Origin of the sequence: Pseudomonas sp. KBS0707 (assembly GCF_005937945.2) — a bacterium.
Taxonomy (GTDB): Bacteria; Pseudomonadota; Gammaproteobacteria; order Pseudomonadales; family Pseudomonadaceae; genus Aquipseudomonas; species Aquipseudomonas amygdali.
This window is the reverse complement of sequence record NZ_CP041754.1, coordinates 3,917,574-3,935,681: the sequence shown is the minus strand read 5'-3', so window position 1 is coordinate 3,935,681 and position 18,108 is coordinate 3,917,574. Positions and strand designations below refer to the sequence as shown.

Here is an 18,108-nt window from a genome sequence, read left to right as displayed (position 1 = left end):
TTATTCTATTTTGTGCCCCAGGCCTTACAGGCGATCAGTGACACTTCATCATTCCATGGGTTTGGCCTGAGAGTGATATTAAATTAATATCATCTGATAAGTGCAGTATTTTCTACGGAGGCAGTCTGGGCAGTGCTTTCAGGTCATATCGGGCTTGCCGAGCCAGCTGAAAGCGCTGATTTCGCGAGGCGACCGGTGTTTGTGTAACGTGCAGGCGCTGGTCCCGGTCAGGTGCCAGCGCCTCTACAGCAGCTCTTAGTTCTGGCCGACAGGCGCAGGCAGGTTGGCAGTCTGCACGGGCGACCAGCGGGTCATCACATAAAACAGCGCGCCACCCAGGATGCACCCGGTGAACCACGCAAAGTTGGCAATGGGCTTGAACCACTCGACAAAGGTAAAGCACAGGCCCACCAGCGCCGTCAGCACTAGCGCTTTGACCGCAATCCAGTTCACGCCATTGGTGTACCAGTAACGACCGCTTGGCGTGTCATTGAACAGGGCGTCGACATCAATCTGCTGCTTCTTGATCAGGTAGTAATCCACCAGCAGGATGCCGAACAGTGGGCCGATGCAGGCCGCGAGCACGTCCAGGGTGTAATGAATCACTTCAGGGTTGTTGAACAGGTTCCAGGGCGTGATGAAGATCGAAGCTACGGCAGCAATCATGCCGCCTGCACGCCAGCTGATGCGGCTGGGGGCCACGTTGGCAAAGTCGAAGGCCGGGGAAACGAAGTTGGCGACGATGTTGATGCCGACAGTGGCGGTCACGAAAGTAAATGCGCCGAGCAGCACGGCGGTGGTGTTATCGATACGCGCTACGGTGGCAATAGGGTCGTGGATCATTTCACCGAAAATCGGCAGCGTGCCCGAGACAATCACCACCGTCACCAGCGAGAACGCCAGAAAGTTCACCGGCAAGCCCCAGAAATTGCCGCGGCGCACGTCGGCCATGCTGCGGCAATAGCGGCTGAAATCACCGAAGTTCAGCGTCGGGCCGGAGAAGTATGAGACCACCAGCGCGATGGCCATGACCACCTGCCCGAACGCCGCCCAGCCGGATAACTCTTTTTCAGCCAGGGTGAAACTGATGTTATCCCAACCGGCGCGCCAGACAATCCAGCCTGCCAGCGCGAACATCACCGCGTAAACGGCAGGACCGGCCCAGTCGATGAAGCGTCTGATCGATTCCATGCCGGTCCAGAACACAGCAGCCTGGACCACCCACAACGCCAGAAAACCGAACCAGCCAAGCCACGACAACCCGAGAAAGGTCAGGTTCTGATACGCAGCCAGTTCCGGGAAGAAGCGTAGAACCACGATCACCAGTGCGCTGGACGCCAGATAGGTTTGAATGCCGTACCACGCCACTGCAATCAGCCCGCGGATGATTGCAGGAATGTTGGCACCGAATACCCCGAAGGCCAGGCGGCAGATGACCGGGTAGGGCACGGCGGCTTGCTGGCTGGGTTTGGCGACCAGATTGGCAATCACCTGAATGATGCAGATGCCCACCAGCAGCGCAATCAACACTTGCCAGCTGGCCAGGCCGAGCGCGAAGAGGCTGGCGGCGAAAACGTAACCGCCGACGCTGTGCACGTCGCTCATCCAGAACGCCAGAATGTTGTACCAGGTCCACTTCTGCGGCACCGGCCCCAGATCATGGTTGTGCAGGCGCGGGCTGTATCCGGCCGGGCGTTGGTCTGTCATAGCGTTACTCCCTCGATGGATCGTGGCGGGATCGGGGTACGATCGATGATATTTTTGTATATGATCGTGTACGCAAAAGATGTGCCATACGTTTTTTCATAGGCAAAAAGTCAATGCGCGCTATGCCAGCTGGCGTTCCAGTCCAGAAAAGTCAGCACAGTGGGCACGTCCGTCATAGCGTTTAAAGCGCACACTAACGGAGCGCAATGGCCCATTTTCGGTGCTATTTTGCAGGCTGCCCAGCCCAGAGGCGTTGCTTGGCGGCTTAGATAGCGCTATTCATCAAGTGGTACATCGGGCACTATTCCTGTATACGATCTGTACCGAAAAAGTGATCTGAAACCATGACTCGAACTGCCAGCGCTCCCTTGTTCCTGACGCCCGCTGCCGATGAAAAAGGCCGCGACGAGCAAATTTATCAGCACGTACTGGAAGCAATCGTCGAGCACCGGCTTGCGCCAGGCACGCGTTTGCCCGAGGACGCATTGGCTGAAGTGTTCGAGATCAGCCGGACCGGCATTCGCAAGGTCTTGCAGCGTCTGGCCCTGGAACGGCTGGTGACCTTGCGTCCCAAGCGCGGCGCAGAGGTCGCGCAACCGTCGGCGCAGGAAGCGCAGGATGTGCTGGGTGCCAGGCAGTTGATCGAACCCGCGCTGATGGCCGATATCGCCGCACGGGCAGGCGGTCAGCGTCTGGAATCACTGCGTGCGCTCTGTGAACAGGAACATGAGGCGCAACACGCCGGGCGTCACAGCGAAGCTATTCAGTTGTCGGCCAGATTTCATGTGCAATTGAGCGCGTTGGCGGGCAATCAGGTATTGACCGAGCAAGTCGCGCAGCTCACTACGCGTTCTTCGCTGATCGTGGCGGTGTACGGTTCGCGGCGCAGCGTCGGCTGTGAGTGTGGTCAGCACGTTGACTTGCTGACCTTGCTCGAAGCCGGGCAGGGTGAGCAGGCCCGCGAGTGGATGGCCGAGCATCTGCGCCGTATCCGCGCCAGCCTGAATGTAGATGCACCGGTGAGCGAGACAGTAGATTTTCATAGCATTTTCAAACGGCGCTGAAGGAGTTCCGGTGCGTATTCAAGTGATCAACCCCAACACCAGCGAAGCCATGACCCACAAGATTGGCCTCGCGGCGCAAGCCATTGCACGCCCCGGTACGCAGATTCTTGCGTGCAGTCCCGATGATGGCCCGGTGTCTATCGAAGGCCATTTTGACGAAGCGATAGCGACCCTTGGCGTGCTGGAAGAGATACGCAAAGGCCGTGAGCAACAGGTCGACGCGCACATCATCGCCTGTTTCGGCGATCCTGGTCTGCTGGCAGCCCGCGAGTACGCCAGCGCACCTGTGATCGGCATTGCCGAAGCGGCTTTCCACATGGCCAGTCTGATTTCCACCCGCTTCGCAGTGGTCACCACGCTGACCCGAACGCGGATCATCGCCGAGCACCTGTTGCAGCGCTATGGCTTCAGCGAACTGTGTACCTCGGTACGTTGTATCGACCTACCCGTACTGGCGCTGGAAGAGAGCGGGCCCGAACTGATCGAGTGCATGGCCGAACAGGCTCGCCGGGCACGTGATGAAGAGGGGGCAGGTGCCATTGTACTGGGCTGCGGCGGGATGGCGGATTTGGGCAGGCAATTGAGTGAAGCGATTGGTCTGCCGGTGATCGACGGCGTGGCGGCGGCGGTGAAACTGGCAGAGTCGCTGGTGGACCTTGGGCTGAGTACCAGCAAGCACGGCGACCTGGCCGACCCCATCGGCAAACCGTTCAAAGGGCGATTTGCCTACCTGAGCCGATAAAATGTGCGTCCGCAAATGCACTGACACACGCTTTGTGTGATGCTCCGCGGCACAAAGATCGTACGCAGAGCGTCCAGAACGACATCCCCACGCTGGAGCGTAGGGAACGATAGTCTCAACGACCACTATCTTCTGGACGCTCCGCATTCTCTAGCGACGGAGCGTGTGGCGATCGCTCCCACGCTCCGCGTGGTAGCGCACTTCTGGACGCTCTGCGTCCGATCTTGAGCACCAAGGGTGCGCCTCACATGGCTGGCACGCCACCCGCAACCAGCTCTTCTGTCGTGGCGTCTGGCACCACAATGGTGTTGTTGCCCGGAGTCAGAATCACCTTGCGGCAATCCTCTTCCTTCTTGTCGAACAGCTTGTAACCTTTCGCAGCATCTTCCAGCGACATGCGGTGGGTGATGATGGCTTCCGGTTCGAGTCGTCCGGCTTCGATGTGCTCGAGCAGTTCAAGCATGAAGCGATGGACATGGGTCTGGCCCATCTTGAACGTCAGGCCCTTGTCGAACGCATCGCCGAACATGAAACCGTGGATAAACCCTGCGTAAACGCCCGGTACGCTCACTACGCCGCCACGCCTTACCGCTGCGATGCACTGACGCAATGCCTTGCCACTGCTGCCTTCCAGTTTCAGCGTGGCCAGAATGGTTTCGGTGGTGCTGCCCTTGGCTTCGAAACCGACTGCATCGACCACACCGTCCACGCCGCGCATGCCAGCTGTCTGACGGATGATGGTGTCGGCCGGGTCATCGTCGTCATCGAAATTGATCGGGATCACGCCATAGGTTTTCTGCGCGTAGGCCAGGCGATACGGATGGTGATCGACCATGAATATCTTCTCGGCGCCGAGCATTCTCGCGCATGCGGCGCTCATCAGACCCACTGGACCAGCGCCATAGATGGCAACGCTCGAACCTTGGCCGATGCCCGCATTGGTTACCGCCTGCCAGGCAGTGGGCAAGATGTCGGAAAGGAATAGAACCTTCTCGTCAGCCAGTGTGCCCGGCACTTTGAACGGGCCGACATTGGCCTTTGGCACGCGCACGTACTCAGCCTGACCGCCGGGAATGCCGCCATACAGATGACTGAAACCGAACAGTGCTGCCCCTGGCGGAATGGACTTTTTGTTGATGATCGCGCCGCGCCCGGTGTTGGTGGTTTCACAGGCTGCGAACAGGTCGATGTTGCAGAAAAAGCAGCTGCCGCAAGCAATCACAAAAGGGATCACTACACGATCACCTTTCTGCACAGCGGTGACCGCCGGGCCAGTCTCTTCGACAATGCCCATGAACTCATGGCCGAATATGTCGCCGTGTTCCACCGTGGGTATCTTGCCGCGATACAAGTGCAGATCAGAGCCGCAGATTGCGGTCGCGGTGACTTTCAAAATGATGTCGTCAGCTTCTTGTATTTCCGGGTCCGGCACTGTGTCGACCTTCACACTGTTCGCGCCGTGGTAAGTCAAAGCTCTCATGATTAATCCTCGATGGCAGCAGAAGTTCTGATCCGTACTGAAGATGAACCATGAGGATTTTGTTGGTTCAGCGCGATTGGTCGAAGCGGGACTAACGGTAGGTCAATTGCGAAACGCCGTCATGTCCCGCAACAGCATGCCCATCAGGCGGTTGGCACCGACGCTGAGCTGCCGACCCAGACGGCTGATCAAATGCGTCTGCGGGCTGCTGAACACCTCATGCTGCAAGGGCAGGGCGCGCAGTTTTCCGGCCTTTATCTCCTCCTCCACAACAAAGGTCGGCAACAGCGTGACGCCACCCTGCATGGCGAAATGCTTGAGCATGGCGAAGGTGCTGCAGGTCAGTGTCGGCTGCACTGTAATACCCAGTTGATGTTCGGCCTGCAGAAGAATCTGGCGAATACCATAAGACACAGCAGGCAGCGCGACACGGTAGTGTTCCAGTGCCCGCAGCTCTATCGGAGCCTGCTCTTGCGTCAGCGGATGATCGGGTGCGGTGATCACGCACACTGGCTTGCGTTGATGGGCGTGAGAGCGGATTTTCGGGTCGGCAGCGGGTTTGAAGACCAGGCCGATATGCGCTTCGTCCTCCACCACCTGGCGAATCACCTCGTTGCTGCCACAAACGTTCACGAGCAGTTCGATGCGCGGGTACAGCTCGGAAAACCGGGCCAGCGGCTGGGCGAGGCTTTCAAGAAAACCTTCTCCGGATACCAATGTCACCGAGCCGCTGTGCAGGCCCTTCAGCGCCTGGATCGAATCCAGCAGGACCTCCTGCTGCGTCAGTCGCTGGCGGTAGTAGGCCAGCACCTTGTCGCCTGCTTCAGTGGGTTTGACCCCTCGGCGATGGCGCTCGAGCAATGGCGAGCCGAGCTCCTGTTCCAGTTGCGCGATCTGGCGGCTGACCGCCGAGGGCGCGACGTTGAGGAAGTCGGCGGCAGCCCTGACGCTGCCCAGCCGCACGGCTTCGAAGAAATACAGGATGCGTCGATCTTGCACCAGGCTCATAAGGCTCCTGTAGAGACTCTGTGTTGCGCTAAAGGCAACATAAATTCGATTTGAGGATTATTGCTGAGAGGTGAGAGCGCTGTCCATACTCGGATCATCAGCACATTGCTCGCCGACAAGGCTCGCAGCGTCGTTCTCGAATTCGTACAAAACCTTTGACCGGGATGCAGACATGACTTTGAAAGCAGGTGTGATCGGATTGGGCAACATGGGCGGCGGCATGGCTGCCACGCTGGCGGGCAAGGGCTTTGATGTCAGCGGCTTCGACCTGTCGCAGGCTGCGCTGGCCCAGGCTGAAAGCAAAGGCGTCAAGCCGGTTGCCGACCGCAAACAACTGATTCAAGGCGTGGATATTCTGATCCTGTCGCTGCCCAAGGCCGAGCATGTGGAGTCGGTGTGTCTCGGTGCGGGCGGTATCAGCGAGTTCGGTCGCAAGGGCTTGATCGTGGTCGATACCACCACATCAACACCGGAAATGAGCCGTAAGGTCGCCGCCGAACTGGCCAAAACCGGCATTGCCTTTATCGATGCACCTGTCTCGGGCGGCCCGAAAGGCGCAGCTACCGGCACCATGTCGATGGTCATCGGCGCTGAAGATGCCGATCTTGCGCGCGCCATGCCGATTTTGGAAGGAATGAGCGGCACACGCGTGCACGTCGGCCAGTGCGGCGCAGGCAATGTGGCCAAGATCGCCAACAACATGCTCGCCGCCTGCCACCTGATCAGCACTGCCGAAGCCGTGGCTATGGCTGCGCGTGCAGGTGTCGATCCGGAAAAACTTCTGCAGGGCCTGAATGCCGGTTCCGGACGCAGCGGTGCCACGCAAGTGATGTTCCCGACCTGGGTACTCAACAAGGCCTATGACTCGGGTTTTACCATGGGCCTGATGCGCAAGGACGTCGGCCTGGCCAGCGATCTGGCGGACAGCCTCGACATGGACCTGCCGCTGTCGCGCGTCGTCGCGCAATTGTGGCAGGCCAGCAGTGAAACCCTGGCGGACAACGAAGACTTCTGCGCCATCGTGCAACGCACCGATGGCAAACTTTACGGTCATGGAGAATAAGCGATGAGCACTGCAAAAATTCTTGAACTGATGCGTCCTTACTGGGGCGATCGCAGTGTCATTGCCAGCTACGTCGGCGGCCAGTTCATTGAAGGCCACGGCGCGCCGGTTGAAGTGCGCAATGCCCATGACGACAGCCTGTTGCTGAGCTTTCCGGACGCTGACGAGTCGTTGGTCGACATCGCCGACAAGGCGGCCAAGGCTGCGCAGCAGCAATGGTGGGCGCTGACCGCTCAGGCGCGCGGTCGCGCCATGTATCAGGTAGGCAATCTGATTCGTGAAGAACTGGAAAATCTTGCGCAGATCGAATCCCTGACCGCCAACAAGCCGATCCGCGATGCCCGCGTTGAAGTGCTCAAGGTAGCCGAAATGTTCGAGTATTACGCCGGCTGGGCAGACAAGCTGCATGGCGAAATCATCCCGGTGCCGACCACCCACCTCAACTACGTGACCTACGAACCGCTGGGCACGGTGTTGCAGATCACCCCGTGGAACGCGCCGATCTTCACCTGCGGCTGGCAGATCGCCCCGGCGATTGCGGCGGGTAACGCAGTCATCCTCAAACCGTCGGAACTGACACCGCTGAGCTCTTTGATGGTCGGTGTGCTGATTGAGCGCGCGGGCGTACCGAAAGGGCTGGTCAACGTGATTGCCGGTTTCGGCCATTCCATCGGCCAGGCGTTCATTGCCAAGGCTGACATCCGCAAAGTGGTGTTCGTCGGCTCGCCAGCGACCGGTCGGCATATCGCCGTGGCTGCGGCGCAGCGCTGTATTCCCGCGGTGCTGGAGCTGGGTGGCAAGTCAGCCAACATCGTATTCGACGATGCGGATCTGGAAGTGGCCTTGCGTGGCGCTCAGGCGGCGATTTTCTCCGGTGCCGGGCAAAGTTGTGTCTCCGGCTCACGGCTGTTGGTGCAGGAATCGATTTTCGAGAAGTTCACCAACGCGCTGGCGGTGGCGGCGACTCAGTTCAAGGTCGGCGACCCCGGCGACCCGGACACCCAGATCGGCCCGATCAACAATGCCAAGCAGTACAACCATGTGAAGAGCATGGTCGAGCGCGCATTGAAAGACGGCGCAAGACTGGTTGGCGAGCAGGCTGATCCGATCCCGAACAAGCCGGGTTATTACGTCAACCCGACGGTGTTGGCGGGCACCAACGAGCTGAATTGTGCGCAGGAAGAAATCTTCGGCCCGGTGGTGGTAGCGATTCCGTTCAAGGATGAAGAAGACGCGATCCGCATCGCCAACGACAGCCGTTTCGGTCTGGCCGGTGGCGTCTGGACCCGTGATGTCGGGCGCGCCCATCGCGTTGCCAGACAGGTGCGTGCCGGGACGTTCTGGGTCAACGGCTACAAGACTATCCACGTCAGCTCGCCGTTTGGCGGCTATGGTGAAAGTGGTTATGGCCGTTCTTCGGGTCTGGATGCGCTGCGCGAGTACAGCGAAGTGAAAAGCGTCTGGGTCGAAACCGCCGCCAAGCCTGCCGCCAGTTTTGGCTACGGCGCGAGTCTGGAGTAAGTACATGCCTATTTCAAAGACACTGATCGACGAAGCAACTGTCTGGCGCCGCACGATCCACGCTGCGCCGGAGCTGGGGTTTCAGGAGCTGAAAACCTCGGACAAGGTGGCTGATCTGCTGAGTAGCTTCGGCATTCAGGTGCACCGCGGTCTGGGCGGTACTGGCGTGGTCGGCACCCTGCGCAATGGCGACGGCCCGACTATCGGCATTCGCGCCGACATGGACGCCCTGCCTATTCAGGAGCTGGGCGACAGCGTGCACAAGTCGGCCCATAAGGGCTGCATGCATGCCTGCGGACACGATGGCCATACGGCAATTCTGCTGGCCACCGCCCGGCACCTGTCGGAAACCCGCCGGTTTGCCGGCACGGTGCATTTTGTCTTTCAGCCTGCCGAGGAAAACCTCGGCGGCGCGCAACGGATGATCGAAGACGGTCTGTTCGAGCGCTTTCCGATGGAAGCGATCTACGGTTTGCACAACTGGCCGGGCGTGCCTGCTGGCAAGGTGGTCATCAATCCAGGGCCGATGATGGCATCGCTGGACACCTTCGAAATCACCCTGACTGGCAAGGGCAGCCATGCGGCCATGCCGGACAAGGGCAATGACCCGATTGTGGCGGCTGCCGAACTGGTGCTCGGGCTGCAGACCATCGTTTCCCGTCGTCTGTCGCCACTGGATTCTGCGGTGGTCAGCATCACTCAGTTCAACGCCGGTGAAGCCATCAACGTCATTCCGGAAACCGCTGTTTTGCGCGGCACGGTGCGTTGTCTGCAAACGCCGGTGCGCGAGAAGGTTCAGCAGCTGATTGGCGAGTTCGTCGAGCGTTTGCCGACGGCCTTCGGGGTGCGTGGCGAACTGGTCTACAACGTGGGTTATCCGGTGACTGAAAACCACGTCGATGCTGCTGCTACGATCCGCCGCGCAGCGGTCGCCGCGGTGGGGGAGAACAACGTGCAGTGGGGCTGCAACCCGTCGATGGCCTCCGAAGACTTCGCCTTCATGCTGCATGCCTGCCCGGGTGCGTACATCTGGATGGGCGTCGATGGCGAGAAACCGTCGGCGGCGTTGCATAACCCGTATTACGACTTCAACGACCAGGTGATCGAACCGGGTGTGGCGGTCTGGACATCGCTGGTGGAGCAGTGTCTGCCGCTGAGTTGAATGGCTTGCATACTATGCCGTAGGAGTGAGCTTGCTCACGAAGGCAATGGTCCAGACGCCCTTTTTATGGGGTTGTCCGGCTTCTTCGTGAGCAAGTTTACTCCCACCGGGAACGGACTCCTTCAAGGTGCCGCGAGCAACTCCACTGCAATACCGGATATGTCCGGCAGGCAGGTCAGCAGGTGGTCGCGCAGTTCCAGTACTCGCTGGCGCTTGAAGCTGTCCTGCAGCCAGACCAGGTAATAGGCATCTCCGGTGCCAACCGCCGAGTTGAACGGCAGAAAGACCTGACCTTCGTTCAGGTCATCAGCGACCAGAAACAGATCGCCAATCGACACACCGTGACCTCTGACCGCAGCGGTAATGCCCTGATCAAGCGTGTCGAACACCTTGCCTTTGCTCAACGTCACTTGACCGGAGAGGTCCATCCGGTTCAGCCAGCGCCGCCAGTCGCGGCGGTCGCTGGATGGATGGATAAGTTCAGCGGCCTGAAGCCTCTCTGTTCCCCACGGCTGGTCGCCTAACGTGTCTGCCGAGCAGATCGGAATCAGCCATTCATCGAACAGCTTGCAGGTTTCCACCTCGGCACCAAAGTTGCCATTGCCCAGCAGAATCGCGCAGTCGAAAGGCTCCGAATAGAAGTCCACGCTATCAAAGTCCATCCACACGCTGGAGAGCTGCACCGGCAGGGCGGGTGCAGGCTTTTTAAAGGACTCCAGCGCATGCAGCAGCCAGCGCATGGTCAGGGTGAACGGTGATTTGAGACGCAGATTCGCGCCCTGACCCCGGAATGGCTGGCAGGCGTCCTCGATAATCCGGAAGCCGATCTTGAGTTGACTGGACAGCCGCCGGCCCTCGTCACTGAGCGAAAGGCGCGGGCCATTGCGCTCGAACAATCGACAGCCAAGGGTTTCTTCCAGGGTACGAATATGACGACTGATGGCACTCTGGGTAAGGGATAGTTCCTGCGCAGCACGCGTAAATGAACATGATCGAGCCGCGACTTCAAAGGCTCTCAGCGCGTAAAGAGGCGGTATACGTTCAGTCATGTGATAACTAACCATGATTATTTGTCATAGTAGGTTACACCTTTTTCCATTTTTCCGCGCACGCGTCTCCGGTCAGAATCGCCGGCTCGTCCACTGTCGTAAAAATCAAACAATAAGGCGGTGTTCTTATCTGCTGCGTGCGTGAGGGAATATGCTGCCCAAGTCCGAAAAGCTGTTACGCCAATCTGTTGTAAGACATTTGCTGGAAAGTGACACCGCCCTGGAAATGGGCTGGAGGGTTCAGGCTTACAGGCAGTTCGAGCAGGTGCTGAGTGACAAGGGCTTTCCTTGTCTGTTTGGCCGCCGTGCCAACAAGTCCGGAAGCTGTCTGCTGCTGTTCATCCCCTGTGAGAATGAGCAACAAGCGCTACGTGACGGCATGGAAGCGTACGTAAAGTTCGTTAATGACACGCCACTTGAAGATCGCCTGTTCAACCCGCTGATTGTCATTTTCGAGAAAACCGATTTCAACACCTTGGCCGAAGAGCAGGCCTATGCGTGGGCCACCTTGCAGCATTTACATGATGGTGACCGAACGCCCTGGCCGGCCAAAGCCTGCACAGACCCTGAAGTGTTCGAGTGGACCTATCACTCGATGTTCATCAACATGAGCTTTCCCCGTCACAGCGCGATGAAAAGCCGTTCGCTGGGTGGGCACATTGTGTTTGTGGTCAACCCTCGGGAGAACTTTGACGAGGTGGCAAGCGCCGAGACGGAAAGTGGTCGCAAGGTCAGGGAAAAGATTCGCCAGCGAATCGCCGATTAAAACAACGGCGTGGTACCCGACACGCTGGGTTTTTTCGGCGACCGTAGCAGCCTGGAATGGAAGCAATACCAACTGTATGAAGAAGGCGGGCTTTCACTGTCCCGTTGTCCTCTGCATATCAAAGTCGACAAGACTGACCATTTGAACGAGCGTTGAGTACCCATGGATATATCGTTGCTGCTGATCTACATGTTCAGCGTCTTCATGCTGATCATCACCCCTGGTCCGGTGGTGGCACTGATCGTCAATACCAGCCTGGCGTGCGGGCCGAAACGCGCGATGCTGACGGCGCTGGGCACCAACTGGGCATCACTGGTGTTGGTGTTGGTCGCGGCATTGATTCTGACGGGAACGCTGTCGGTGAGCGTAAGCATGCTCAACTGGATCAGCCTGGTGGGCTGTTTCTTCATCGCCTATCTGTCGATGCAGGCGCTGGAGCAGGCATTGCGTTACGCCCCGACGCCGCCTGAAGCAGCGCCAGCGCCGTTGCCTGCGCGTAGCAGGCACAGCGGGCTGGTGACCGGTTTTCTGGTGGGGATTTCCAATCCGAAGGACATCATCTTCTTCGTCTCGTTTTTCCCGCAGTTCATTCACGTCACCGAATCGTTCAAGGGCAGCATTGCCTTGTTGTCGTTGCTGTGGATCATCATTGACCTGTCGATCCTGTTTGCCTACATCTTCCTGATGCGTCAGAAGCTGGCCTTGAAGTACAAGCGCAAGATCGAAGTCGCCTCCAGCGTGACCTTGCTGCTGATCGCGCTGGGCGGAATCTTCTATTCGGGCTCGGCACTGTTGAATCAGTAAACGCCTGAGCCGATCAGCACTCGATCAGATTGACTGCCAGCCCGCCGCGTGAAGTTTCCTTGTATTTATCGTGCATGTCCGCGCCGGTATCGCGCATGGTGCGGATGGCGTGGTCCAGCGAGATGAAGTGCTCGCCGTCGCCGCGCAGCGCCATTTGTGCAGCGTTGATTGCTTTCACGGCAGCAATCGCGTTGCGCTCGATGCAAGGGATTTGCACCAGCCCGCCAACCGGGTCGCAGGTCAGTCCCAGGTTGTGTTCCAGACCAATTTCGGCCGCGTTTTCCACCTGTTCGGGCGTGGCACCGAGAATTTCCGCCAGGCCAGCGGCGGCCATTGCGCAGGCCGATCCTACTTCGCCCTGACAACCCACTTCGGCACCGGAAATGGACGCGTTCTTCTTGCACAGAATGCCGACCGCAGCAGCGCTCAGGAAGAAACGCACCACGTCGTCATCATTGGCCGTAGGCTTGAACTTCATGAAGTAATGCAGCACCGCAGGCACGATACCCGCCGCGCCGTTGGTGGGCGCGGTCACCATGCGCCCGCCCGCGGCGTTTTCCTCGTTGACCGCCAGGGCGAACAGGTTGACCCACTCCATGGCGCTCAGGGTCGAGCCGATCACGTTCGGGTTATCGAGGTTCTGCAGGCTCTGATGCAGGCGGTAGGCGCGACGGCGCACGTTCAACCCGCCGGGCAGGATGCCGGTTTCAAGCAGGCCCTTGTCGACGCAGGCGCGCATCGCGGCCCAGATCACCATTATTTTCTCGCGAATTTCTTCTTCGCTGCGCCAGACCTTCTCGTTGGCCATCATCAGTTCGGAAATGCTCATGCCGTGGGTCTTGCACAGCTTCAGCAGCTGCGCGCCACTGAAAAAATCGTAGGGCAGAACAGTAGTGTCGTTGTCCAGCACGCCGCTGGCTGCCTGTTCGGCATCGATCACAAAGCCGCCACCCACCGAATAGTAGGTTTGCTCGTAAACTTCACCAGTCTTCCCATAGGAGCACAGCGTCATGCCGTTGGGGTGATAGGGCAGGTTTTCATTGAGCAGGCACATGTCCCGCTCCCAGACGAAGGTGATGGCCTGCTCGCCCGCCAGCATCAACTGGTTATCGGCACGCAGCGCGTCGATGCGCTGGTTGACCTGGCCAGGGTCGATCTGGTCCGGCCATTCGCCCATCAAGCCCATGACTGTTGCGCGATCGCTGCCGTGTCCGATGCTGGTGGCCGACAGAGAGCCGTACAATCGCACCTCGATCCGTTCTACGCTGTGCAACCGGTTCTGGTTGCGCAGCTCGGTCACGAACAGTGCCCCGGCGCGCATTGGCCCGACGGTGTGAGAACTGGACGGCCCGATGCCGATTTTGAACATGTCGAAGACGCTGATAGCCATCACGAAGGTCCTTCAGGTGAGATGATGCACGGGAATTTGGTATTCCCCTTTTTCTGTTACTCATCTTTGGCTTCGGCTGTCGAAACGACAAACGATTGTTGCTATGCAACGCTTTAGCGGAACTCTTCAATGAGCAGAATCTTCAACGCACAGATGCACGCCTGGTTACAGGTGTTCGCCTGCGCAGCCCGACATCTTTCCTTCACCCGGTGCGCCGAAGAGCTGCACGTCACTCCCGGCGCGATCAGCCAGCAGATGCGCCAGCTTGAAGAGCGCCTGGGCTTCGCGCTGTTTCACCGGGTCGGGCGCGGGCTGGAGCTGACCGCCGAAGGCCAGCGTCTGGCGGTGGTCGCCAACGAGGTGCAGAGCCGTATCAGTGAAGAGCTGCGTCTGCTGTATTCCGGGCGCATCGGCGGGGTATTCAAGTTGCGCTGCATCCCCTCATTCCTCAGCAAATGGCTGATGCCGCGCCTGCCACGCTTGCAGGAAGCGTTTCCGGACATCCAGTTGCGGATCATCGCCGAAGACAGCAGCGGGTCGTTGCGCGATGACGATTTCGATCTGGCCATCGACCTGAACGACGGCAGCTATCCGGGGCTGTCGACCACGCCGTTGCTGGAAGAAGAGCTGTTTGCGGTCTGTTCGCCAAGCCTGCTGGTGGGCAAGCCGCCACTCGACACGCCCAGCCAACTGGTGCACTTTCCGTTGCTGCATGACATCACCGCCTGGCGAGGCAGCTATGAATACGCTGAGTGGGAGTTTTATCTGACCGCCATCGGCGCTGATGGTATCGACGTGCGCCGTGGTCACACCTTCAACCGCAACCACCTGACCATCGACGCCGCGCGCATGGGCATGGGCGTGGCCATTGCCCGCAAGGCGCTGATTACTGACGAACTGGAGCAAGGCTTGTTGATCGTGCCGTTTGGGCATCCGATCAAGGCCAGGAAGAAATACGTCTTGGCCTATCGTGAGGGTGCGCTCTCTACTCCGGCACGCCGCGCCGTGCATGACTGGCTGGTGAACGAAGCAGTGATCTAGTCCGCTCCAGAATCAATGAAACATCTCTGCAATCAGCACGGCGCCGATAAAGGTACCGAAGTTGGCCAGGAACGATACCAGCACGATTCGCCAGCCCAGACGGCGGAAGGCTGGCAGGTCCTTGGCAATCGACAGGCCGGCAAAGGTCAGCATCGGGGTAATGACCGCCAGCATGTTGATCGAACTGGTCATCCGGGCAATCTCGGCCGCCCAGGGGCAGGCCGGTGAAGTCAGGAACATCGCCACCAGCGACACCATGCACACTGCCGGGATCTTGCGACGGATCAGGTTGCACAGCGCTTCGCCGACGAAGGCACAGAAAATCATGATGCCCATGCCGGTGAAGGCATCGGCTGACAGGGTCTTGTAGCCGACATAGTTGGCAATCAGCGCCAGTGCACCGGCTGCCAGCCACGCACTGATCTTGCCCGCCCAGCCCAGTTCCGGAACTTCCAGTGACACATCGCTGTGGCGCAGGCCTTCATCAGTCATGGACGCCTTGGTGGTGCGGCCGATCAGCGGCTCCAGCACCCGATAGCCCCACACTGCCAGTGGCAGGGAGATAAACAGGGTGAAATAAGTACCGATGGTGGTGTTGATCAGGTTTGATGCCGCCGCCAGCGTCATGACCTCCTTGGCGACTTCCGGCGTTTGCTGCGCGGCAATTGCACCGGCTGCAGCAGCCATCATGCTGCCCGAGCCGATGCCCGAGCCCATTGCCAGCGAATTGGGATGGAAGACCCCCAGGCTGGCGATAAAGCCGGCAACGATGGCAATGAACAGCGCACCGAACAGGGTGCCGGTCAGGTACTCGGCCAGTACGCCGCGGCCTTCCGGGGAGTCCATGCCGTAGCGCTCGCCGATGATTGCCAGACTGGGCTCGCGGCCAACCGAGAACGTCGCGCCGATTGCCTCACGCTTGATGCCCAGCAGCAGCGCGACCGGCAGGCCGAGCACCACGGTGCCGACAAAGTGACCAAACTCCTGAAACACCAGCGCCCATCCCGAGGCGAACACTACCGGCAGCGATCCGCCGACGACGAGACCGAGTTTGGCAATGAAAATCAGCAGGGCGGGTTGCAGGATCGAGGCCGAGCGCAGCTGGATGCCGTGATCGATACCGATGCTGCCTGGCAGGCGGCGACTGGCGATACCCACCATCGCGCCCAGCAACAGCGCCCATACCATCGGTAGCAGCACCACCTTGCCTGGGCCCAGAGGGATACTGATGGCACCGATCATCTCGGCAATGATCAGGATAACGGCGGCCCAGAGATACAGCTTCACCGTCGATGAAACGGCCTGATTGTCGCCCGACACTGCAGCGTGTGAGTTTTGCATGATGATCCCCTTGCCTGCTGAATGGCCTTTTTCAGGCCTTATCAATCGTTATTCTGTTTTTCAGGTCGGCGCGATGAGGCGCCAGGGCAGCGTTGGAAAGTCCATGAAGTCATGGAGGCCGTTATCCGGCCGAGTATTTTTATGAGGTCTGAACGTGATCCGGACCCAGGCTGCTTCGAGCCTTTGCAAGGGGATTACAGGGTGCGTTATTTGAAGGGATGAGCCTTTGAATACGGCACTTTGCTGTCCACACGCAATCGCAGTATGCATAGCGCGAGGTTGCACACCAATATTGCGAATTTTATTTATCGTTGCGTTAAACAGAACACAGAAAGGGCTACACGGCCCTTGAAAGTGACTATCGTGCGACGCTCCGAGCCGCATGCCGTTCCGGACGCTCCGCGTCCTCTTTTTGCGACGCTGAGCGTCGCGAACTGCATTCCCACGCTGGAGCGTAGGGAACGATAACCTCAACTATCGTGCGACACTGCATTCCACTGGAGCGTGAGGAACGATAATTTTACCGACTGAGCCGGCCTCTTCGCGAGCAACGTATTGCATTCAAGATCAGATCAGCCCAGTGCTTTCAGCCCCAACGCCTTGGCGCATTCCTCGAGCGAACGCTGCTGGGTGTCGGCGTACAGCGCCAGTTCATCAAGTGTGCTGCGCCCCAGTGCCCGCTCAAAATCCTGCTGATTCGAATTCGTCGTGTAATGCGCCTGCGCGTTGTCGCCCAGGTTGGACTGGAAGATGCCTGCCGCACTGACTGGCAGAAAGTCTTCATACACCAGCGGCTCGAAACGCACATGACCTGCTTCCACAAGCTGCTCCAGGCTGCAGGATGCACGCTCGGCAATGCCTGATTCAGTCGGAAAATAGCGAAAGTAGGCCAGCCCCTGCGTGCGCATTTCATCATGATTGTCCGGAAAGGCCTGAAATGCCTTTTCCAGCAATTCTGCATAGCGCACGGCGTTGGCTTCGTTGGGAAACTCACCCAGTTCGTCGCGAGCTTCGTTCAACAGCCGGTCATACAGCGCGCGACCTTTGGGCGTCAGGGCTGCGCCGCGCTGTTCGATCTCGCCGAAGCGTGCCGAATGACTGCCCGACTGACTGCCCCCCTGACCAATGAACGTAATGGGTTCTTCAAGCGCCTTGAAGCTGGTCTGGCGCAACAAAATCGGACACTGGCGACGCGGTGGCCCTTCAACCACGGCCTTGGGCGTGATGCCTTTGCCGGGCATGCCGCTTTGCACCGCATCGATATCCAGTGTGCGCGGGGTGAGGTGATTGATGTGCGGGCCACGAAACGCCACCACATCGGCGATCAGGCGATGCTGGACGTTGAGCTTCTGGTACTCGTCAAGCGAGACCGTCGCCGTGTTATGCCAGCGAAAGGTTTCCAGCGCCTGCTGAATGAACTCGGCAGCGTCGGGCTCGCTCAACCCGCCGTCTGTCTCATGCTTGTCGATCAACGCCAGGGCACCGGGCGTGAAGATTCTGCGCTTGGCCAGCACCTGACTGGCAAACTCGCGCAGGCTGTCACTCTCGATCAGTTCCAGGCGCAGCAGTGAGGTGAAAACCCGAAACGGGCTGACCTGCAACGCCTGTTCATGCACGGCACGAAACGCTGTGGAGTGAACCGGCACACCGGCTTCGGTCAGGTCGTAATAACCGACCGGCTGCATGCCCATCACCGCAAACAGGCGGGCGAGGGTGGCCAGTTCCTCAGCCGTACCGACGCGGATCGCGCCGTGGCGTTCCATGTCCAGCCGCTGGATCTCGCCGGTCTGGCGCAGGCTGTTCAGCACCTGGCTGTCGCGGCTCATGACCTGCGCATTGACCTCGCTGACCAGCGCCATCAGCGTGCCGTACAGCGGCACTTCGTGCTGGTACATCTGCGACATGGCGCGAGAAAAGCCCGCGCGGATCTGGTCCGGGTCGGCAAAGCGTGCAGTGCTCATCAGGATGGT

The 18,108-nt window shown here is 59.2% G+C and carries 14 protein-coding genes and 1 pseudogene; 8 read left to right on the top strand and 7 right to left on the bottom strand.

Annotated elements, in window-relative coordinates; genetic code table 11:
* Window positions 1-255: 255 nt before the first annotated feature.
* Window positions 256-1,707: an NCS1 family nucleobase:cation symporter-1 gene (locus FFH21_RS18475; protein ID WP_004664387.1), complete on the bottom strand. Its 1,452-nt coding sequence runs from the start codon at window positions 1,705-1,707 to the stop codon at window positions 256-258.
* 344 nt (window positions 1,708-2,051) lie between these two features.
* Here FFH21_RS18475 and FFH21_RS18470 point away from each other — a divergent pair, with 344 nt between their 5' ends.
* Both FFH21_RS18470 and FFH21_RS18465 read left to right on the top strand, forming a co-directional pair.
* Window positions 2,052-2,771 carry a GntR family transcriptional regulator gene (locus tag FFH21_RS18470; RefSeq protein WP_004664388.1) on the top strand — a complete coding sequence of 240 codons (720 nt, stop codon included), beginning with the start codon at window positions 2,052-2,054 and terminating at the stop codon, window positions 2,769-2,771.
* Window positions 2,772-2,781: 10 nt separating this feature from the next.
* Window positions 2,782-3,513 carry an aspartate/glutamate racemase family protein gene (locus FFH21_RS18465; RefSeq protein WP_002554379.1) on the top strand — a complete coding sequence of 244 codons (732 nt, stop codon included), beginning with the start codon at window positions 2,782-2,784 and terminating at the stop codon, window positions 3,511-3,513.
* 244 nt (window positions 3,514-3,757) lie between these two features.
* Here FFH21_RS18465 and FFH21_RS18450 read toward each other — a convergent pair whose 3' ends face one another.
* Window positions 3,758-4,993: a zinc-dependent alcohol dehydrogenase gene (locus tag FFH21_RS18450; RefSeq protein WP_011169131.1), complete on the bottom strand. Its 1,236-nt coding sequence runs from the start codon at window positions 4,991-4,993 to the stop codon at window positions 3,758-3,760.
* Between the two features lie 102 nt (window positions 4,994-5,095).
* Complete coding sequence (locus FFH21_RS18445) at window positions 5,096-6,001, bottom strand: LysR family transcriptional regulator (RefSeq protein ID WP_011169130.1); 906 nt, start codon at window positions 5,999-6,001, stop codon at window positions 5,096-5,098.
* Between the two features lie 172 nt (window positions 6,002-6,173).
* On the opposite strand from FFH21_RS18445, the gene FFH21_RS18440 reads away from it, so the two are divergent.
* The 3 genes from FFH21_RS18440 to FFH21_RS18430 are packed head-to-tail and all read left to right on the top strand — an operon-like array spanning window position 6,174 to window position 9,747.
* Window positions 6,174-7,064, top strand: a complete 891-nt coding sequence (locus tag FFH21_RS18440; RefSeq protein WP_004660684.1) for an NAD(P)-dependent oxidoreductase — start codon at window positions 6,174-6,176, stop codon at window positions 7,062-7,064.
* A gap of 3 nt (window positions 7,065-7,067) precedes the next feature.
* The gene (locus FFH21_RS18435) at window positions 7,068-8,585 is read left to right on the top strand and encodes an aldehyde dehydrogenase family protein (RefSeq protein ID WP_004667776.1); all 1,518 of its coding nucleotides are present in this window, start codon (window positions 7,068-7,070) and stop codon (window positions 8,583-8,585) included.
* Window positions 8,586-8,589: 4 nt separating this feature from the next.
* Window positions 8,590-9,747 (top strand): M20 aminoacylase family protein, encoded by a 1,158-nt coding sequence (locus FFH21_RS18430; protein WP_004664392.1) that lies wholly within the window; start codon window positions 8,590-8,592, stop codon window positions 9,745-9,747.
* Between the two features lie 122 nt (window positions 9,748-9,869).
* On the opposite strand, the gene FFH21_RS18425 is transcribed toward FFH21_RS18430, so the two are convergent.
* Window positions 9,870-10,796, bottom strand: a complete 927-nt coding sequence (locus tag FFH21_RS18425) for a LysR family transcriptional regulator (RefSeq protein WP_011169128.1) — start codon at window positions 10,794-10,796, stop codon at window positions 9,870-9,872.
* Window positions 10,797-10,947: 151 nt separating this feature from the next.
* Here FFH21_RS18425 and FFH21_RS18420 point away from each other — a divergent pair.
* Together FFH21_RS18420 and FFH21_RS18415 are read left to right on the top strand one after the other, a co-directional pair.
* Window positions 10,948-11,718 (top strand): annotated as a pseudogene (locus FFH21_RS18420) (YqcI/YcgG family protein).
* A gap of 6 nt (window positions 11,719-11,724) precedes the next feature.
* Entirely contained in the window at window positions 11,725-12,366 is a 642-nt protein-coding gene (locus FFH21_RS18415) for a LysE family translocator (protein ID WP_005781925.1), read from the top strand.
* Between the two features lie 13 nt (window positions 12,367-12,379).
* Here the strand turns inward: FFH21_RS18415 and FFH21_RS18410 are convergent, their stop codons facing one another.
* Complete coding sequence (locus FFH21_RS18410) at window positions 12,380-13,756, bottom strand: L-serine ammonia-lyase (RefSeq protein ID WP_054072920.1); 1,377 nt, start codon at window positions 13,754-13,756, stop codon at window positions 12,380-12,382.
* Window positions 13,757-13,885: 129 nt separating this feature from the next.
* Here FFH21_RS18410 and FFH21_RS18405 point away from each other — a divergent pair, with 129 nt between their 5' ends.
* Window positions 13,886-14,797, top strand: a complete 912-nt coding sequence (locus FFH21_RS18405) for a LysR substrate-binding domain-containing protein (protein ID WP_002554369.1) — start codon at window positions 13,886-13,888, stop codon at window positions 14,795-14,797.
* Window positions 14,798-14,809: 12 nt separating this feature from the next.
* Here FFH21_RS18405 and FFH21_RS18400 read toward each other — a convergent pair whose 3' ends face one another.
* Window positions 14,810-16,138 carry a DUF3100 domain-containing protein gene (locus tag FFH21_RS18400; RefSeq protein ID WP_011169126.1) on the bottom strand — a complete coding sequence of 443 codons (1,329 nt, stop codon included), beginning with the start codon at window positions 16,136-16,138 and terminating at the stop codon, window positions 14,810-14,812.
* A 572-nt stretch (window positions 16,139-16,710) separates the two neighbouring features.
* Window positions 16,711-18,099, bottom strand: coding sequence for a VOC family protein (locus FFH21_RS18390; protein ID WP_011169125.1), 1,389 nt, complete (start codon window positions 18,097-18,099; stop codon window positions 16,711-16,713).
* Window positions 18,100-18,108: the final 9 nt, after the last annotated feature.

Bases quoted from the DNA above. Each gene is read 5' to 3' on its own strand.
- FFH21_RS18445 (WP_011169130.1), bottom strand. From the start codon at position 6,001: ATGAGCCTGGTGCAAGATCGACGCATCCTGTATTTCTTCGAAGCCGTG.
- FFH21_RS18450 (WP_011169131.1), bottom strand. From the start codon at position 4,993: ATGAGAGCTTTGACTTACCACGGCGCGAACAGTGTGAAGGTCGACACA.
- FFH21_RS18415 (WP_005781925.1), top strand. From the start codon at position 11,725: ATGGATATATCGTTGCTGCTGATCTACATGTTCAGCGTCTTCATGCTG.
- FFH21_RS18435 (WP_004667776.1), top strand. From the start codon at position 7,068: ATGAGCACTGCAAAAATTCTTGAACTGATGCGTCCTTACTGGGGCGAT.
- FFH21_RS18400 (WP_011169126.1), bottom strand. From the start codon at position 16,138: ATGCAAAACTCACACGCTGCAGTGTCGGGCGACAATCAGGCCGTTTCA.
- FFH21_RS18430 (WP_004664392.1), top strand. From the start codon at position 8,590: ATGCCTATTTCAAAGACACTGATCGACGAAGCAACTGTCTGGCGCCGC.
- FFH21_RS18410 (WP_054072920.1), bottom strand. From the start codon at position 13,756: ATGGCTATCAGCGTCTTCGACATGTTCAAAATCGGCATCGGGCCGTCC.
- FFH21_RS18390 (WP_011169125.1), bottom strand. From the start codon at position 18,099: ATGAGCACTGCACGCTTTGCCGACCCGGACCAGATCCGCGCGGGCTTT.
- FFH21_RS18425 (WP_011169128.1), bottom strand. From the start codon at position 10,796: ATGACTGAACGTATACCGCCTCTTTACGCGCTGAGAGCCTTTGAAGTC.
- FFH21_RS18440 (WP_004660684.1), top strand. From the start codon at position 6,174: ATGACTTTGAAAGCAGGTGTGATCGGATTGGGCAACATGGGCGGCGGC.
- FFH21_RS18475 (WP_004664387.1), bottom strand. From the start codon at position 1,707: ATGACAGACCAACGCCCGGCCGGATACAGCCCGCGCCTGCACAACCAT.
- FFH21_RS18470 (WP_004664388.1), top strand. From the start codon at position 2,052: ATGACTCGAACTGCCAGCGCTCCCTTGTTCCTGACGCCCGCTGCCGAT.
- FFH21_RS18405 (WP_002554369.1), top strand. From the start codon at position 13,886: ATGAGCAGAATCTTCAACGCACAGATGCACGCCTGGTTACAGGTGTTC.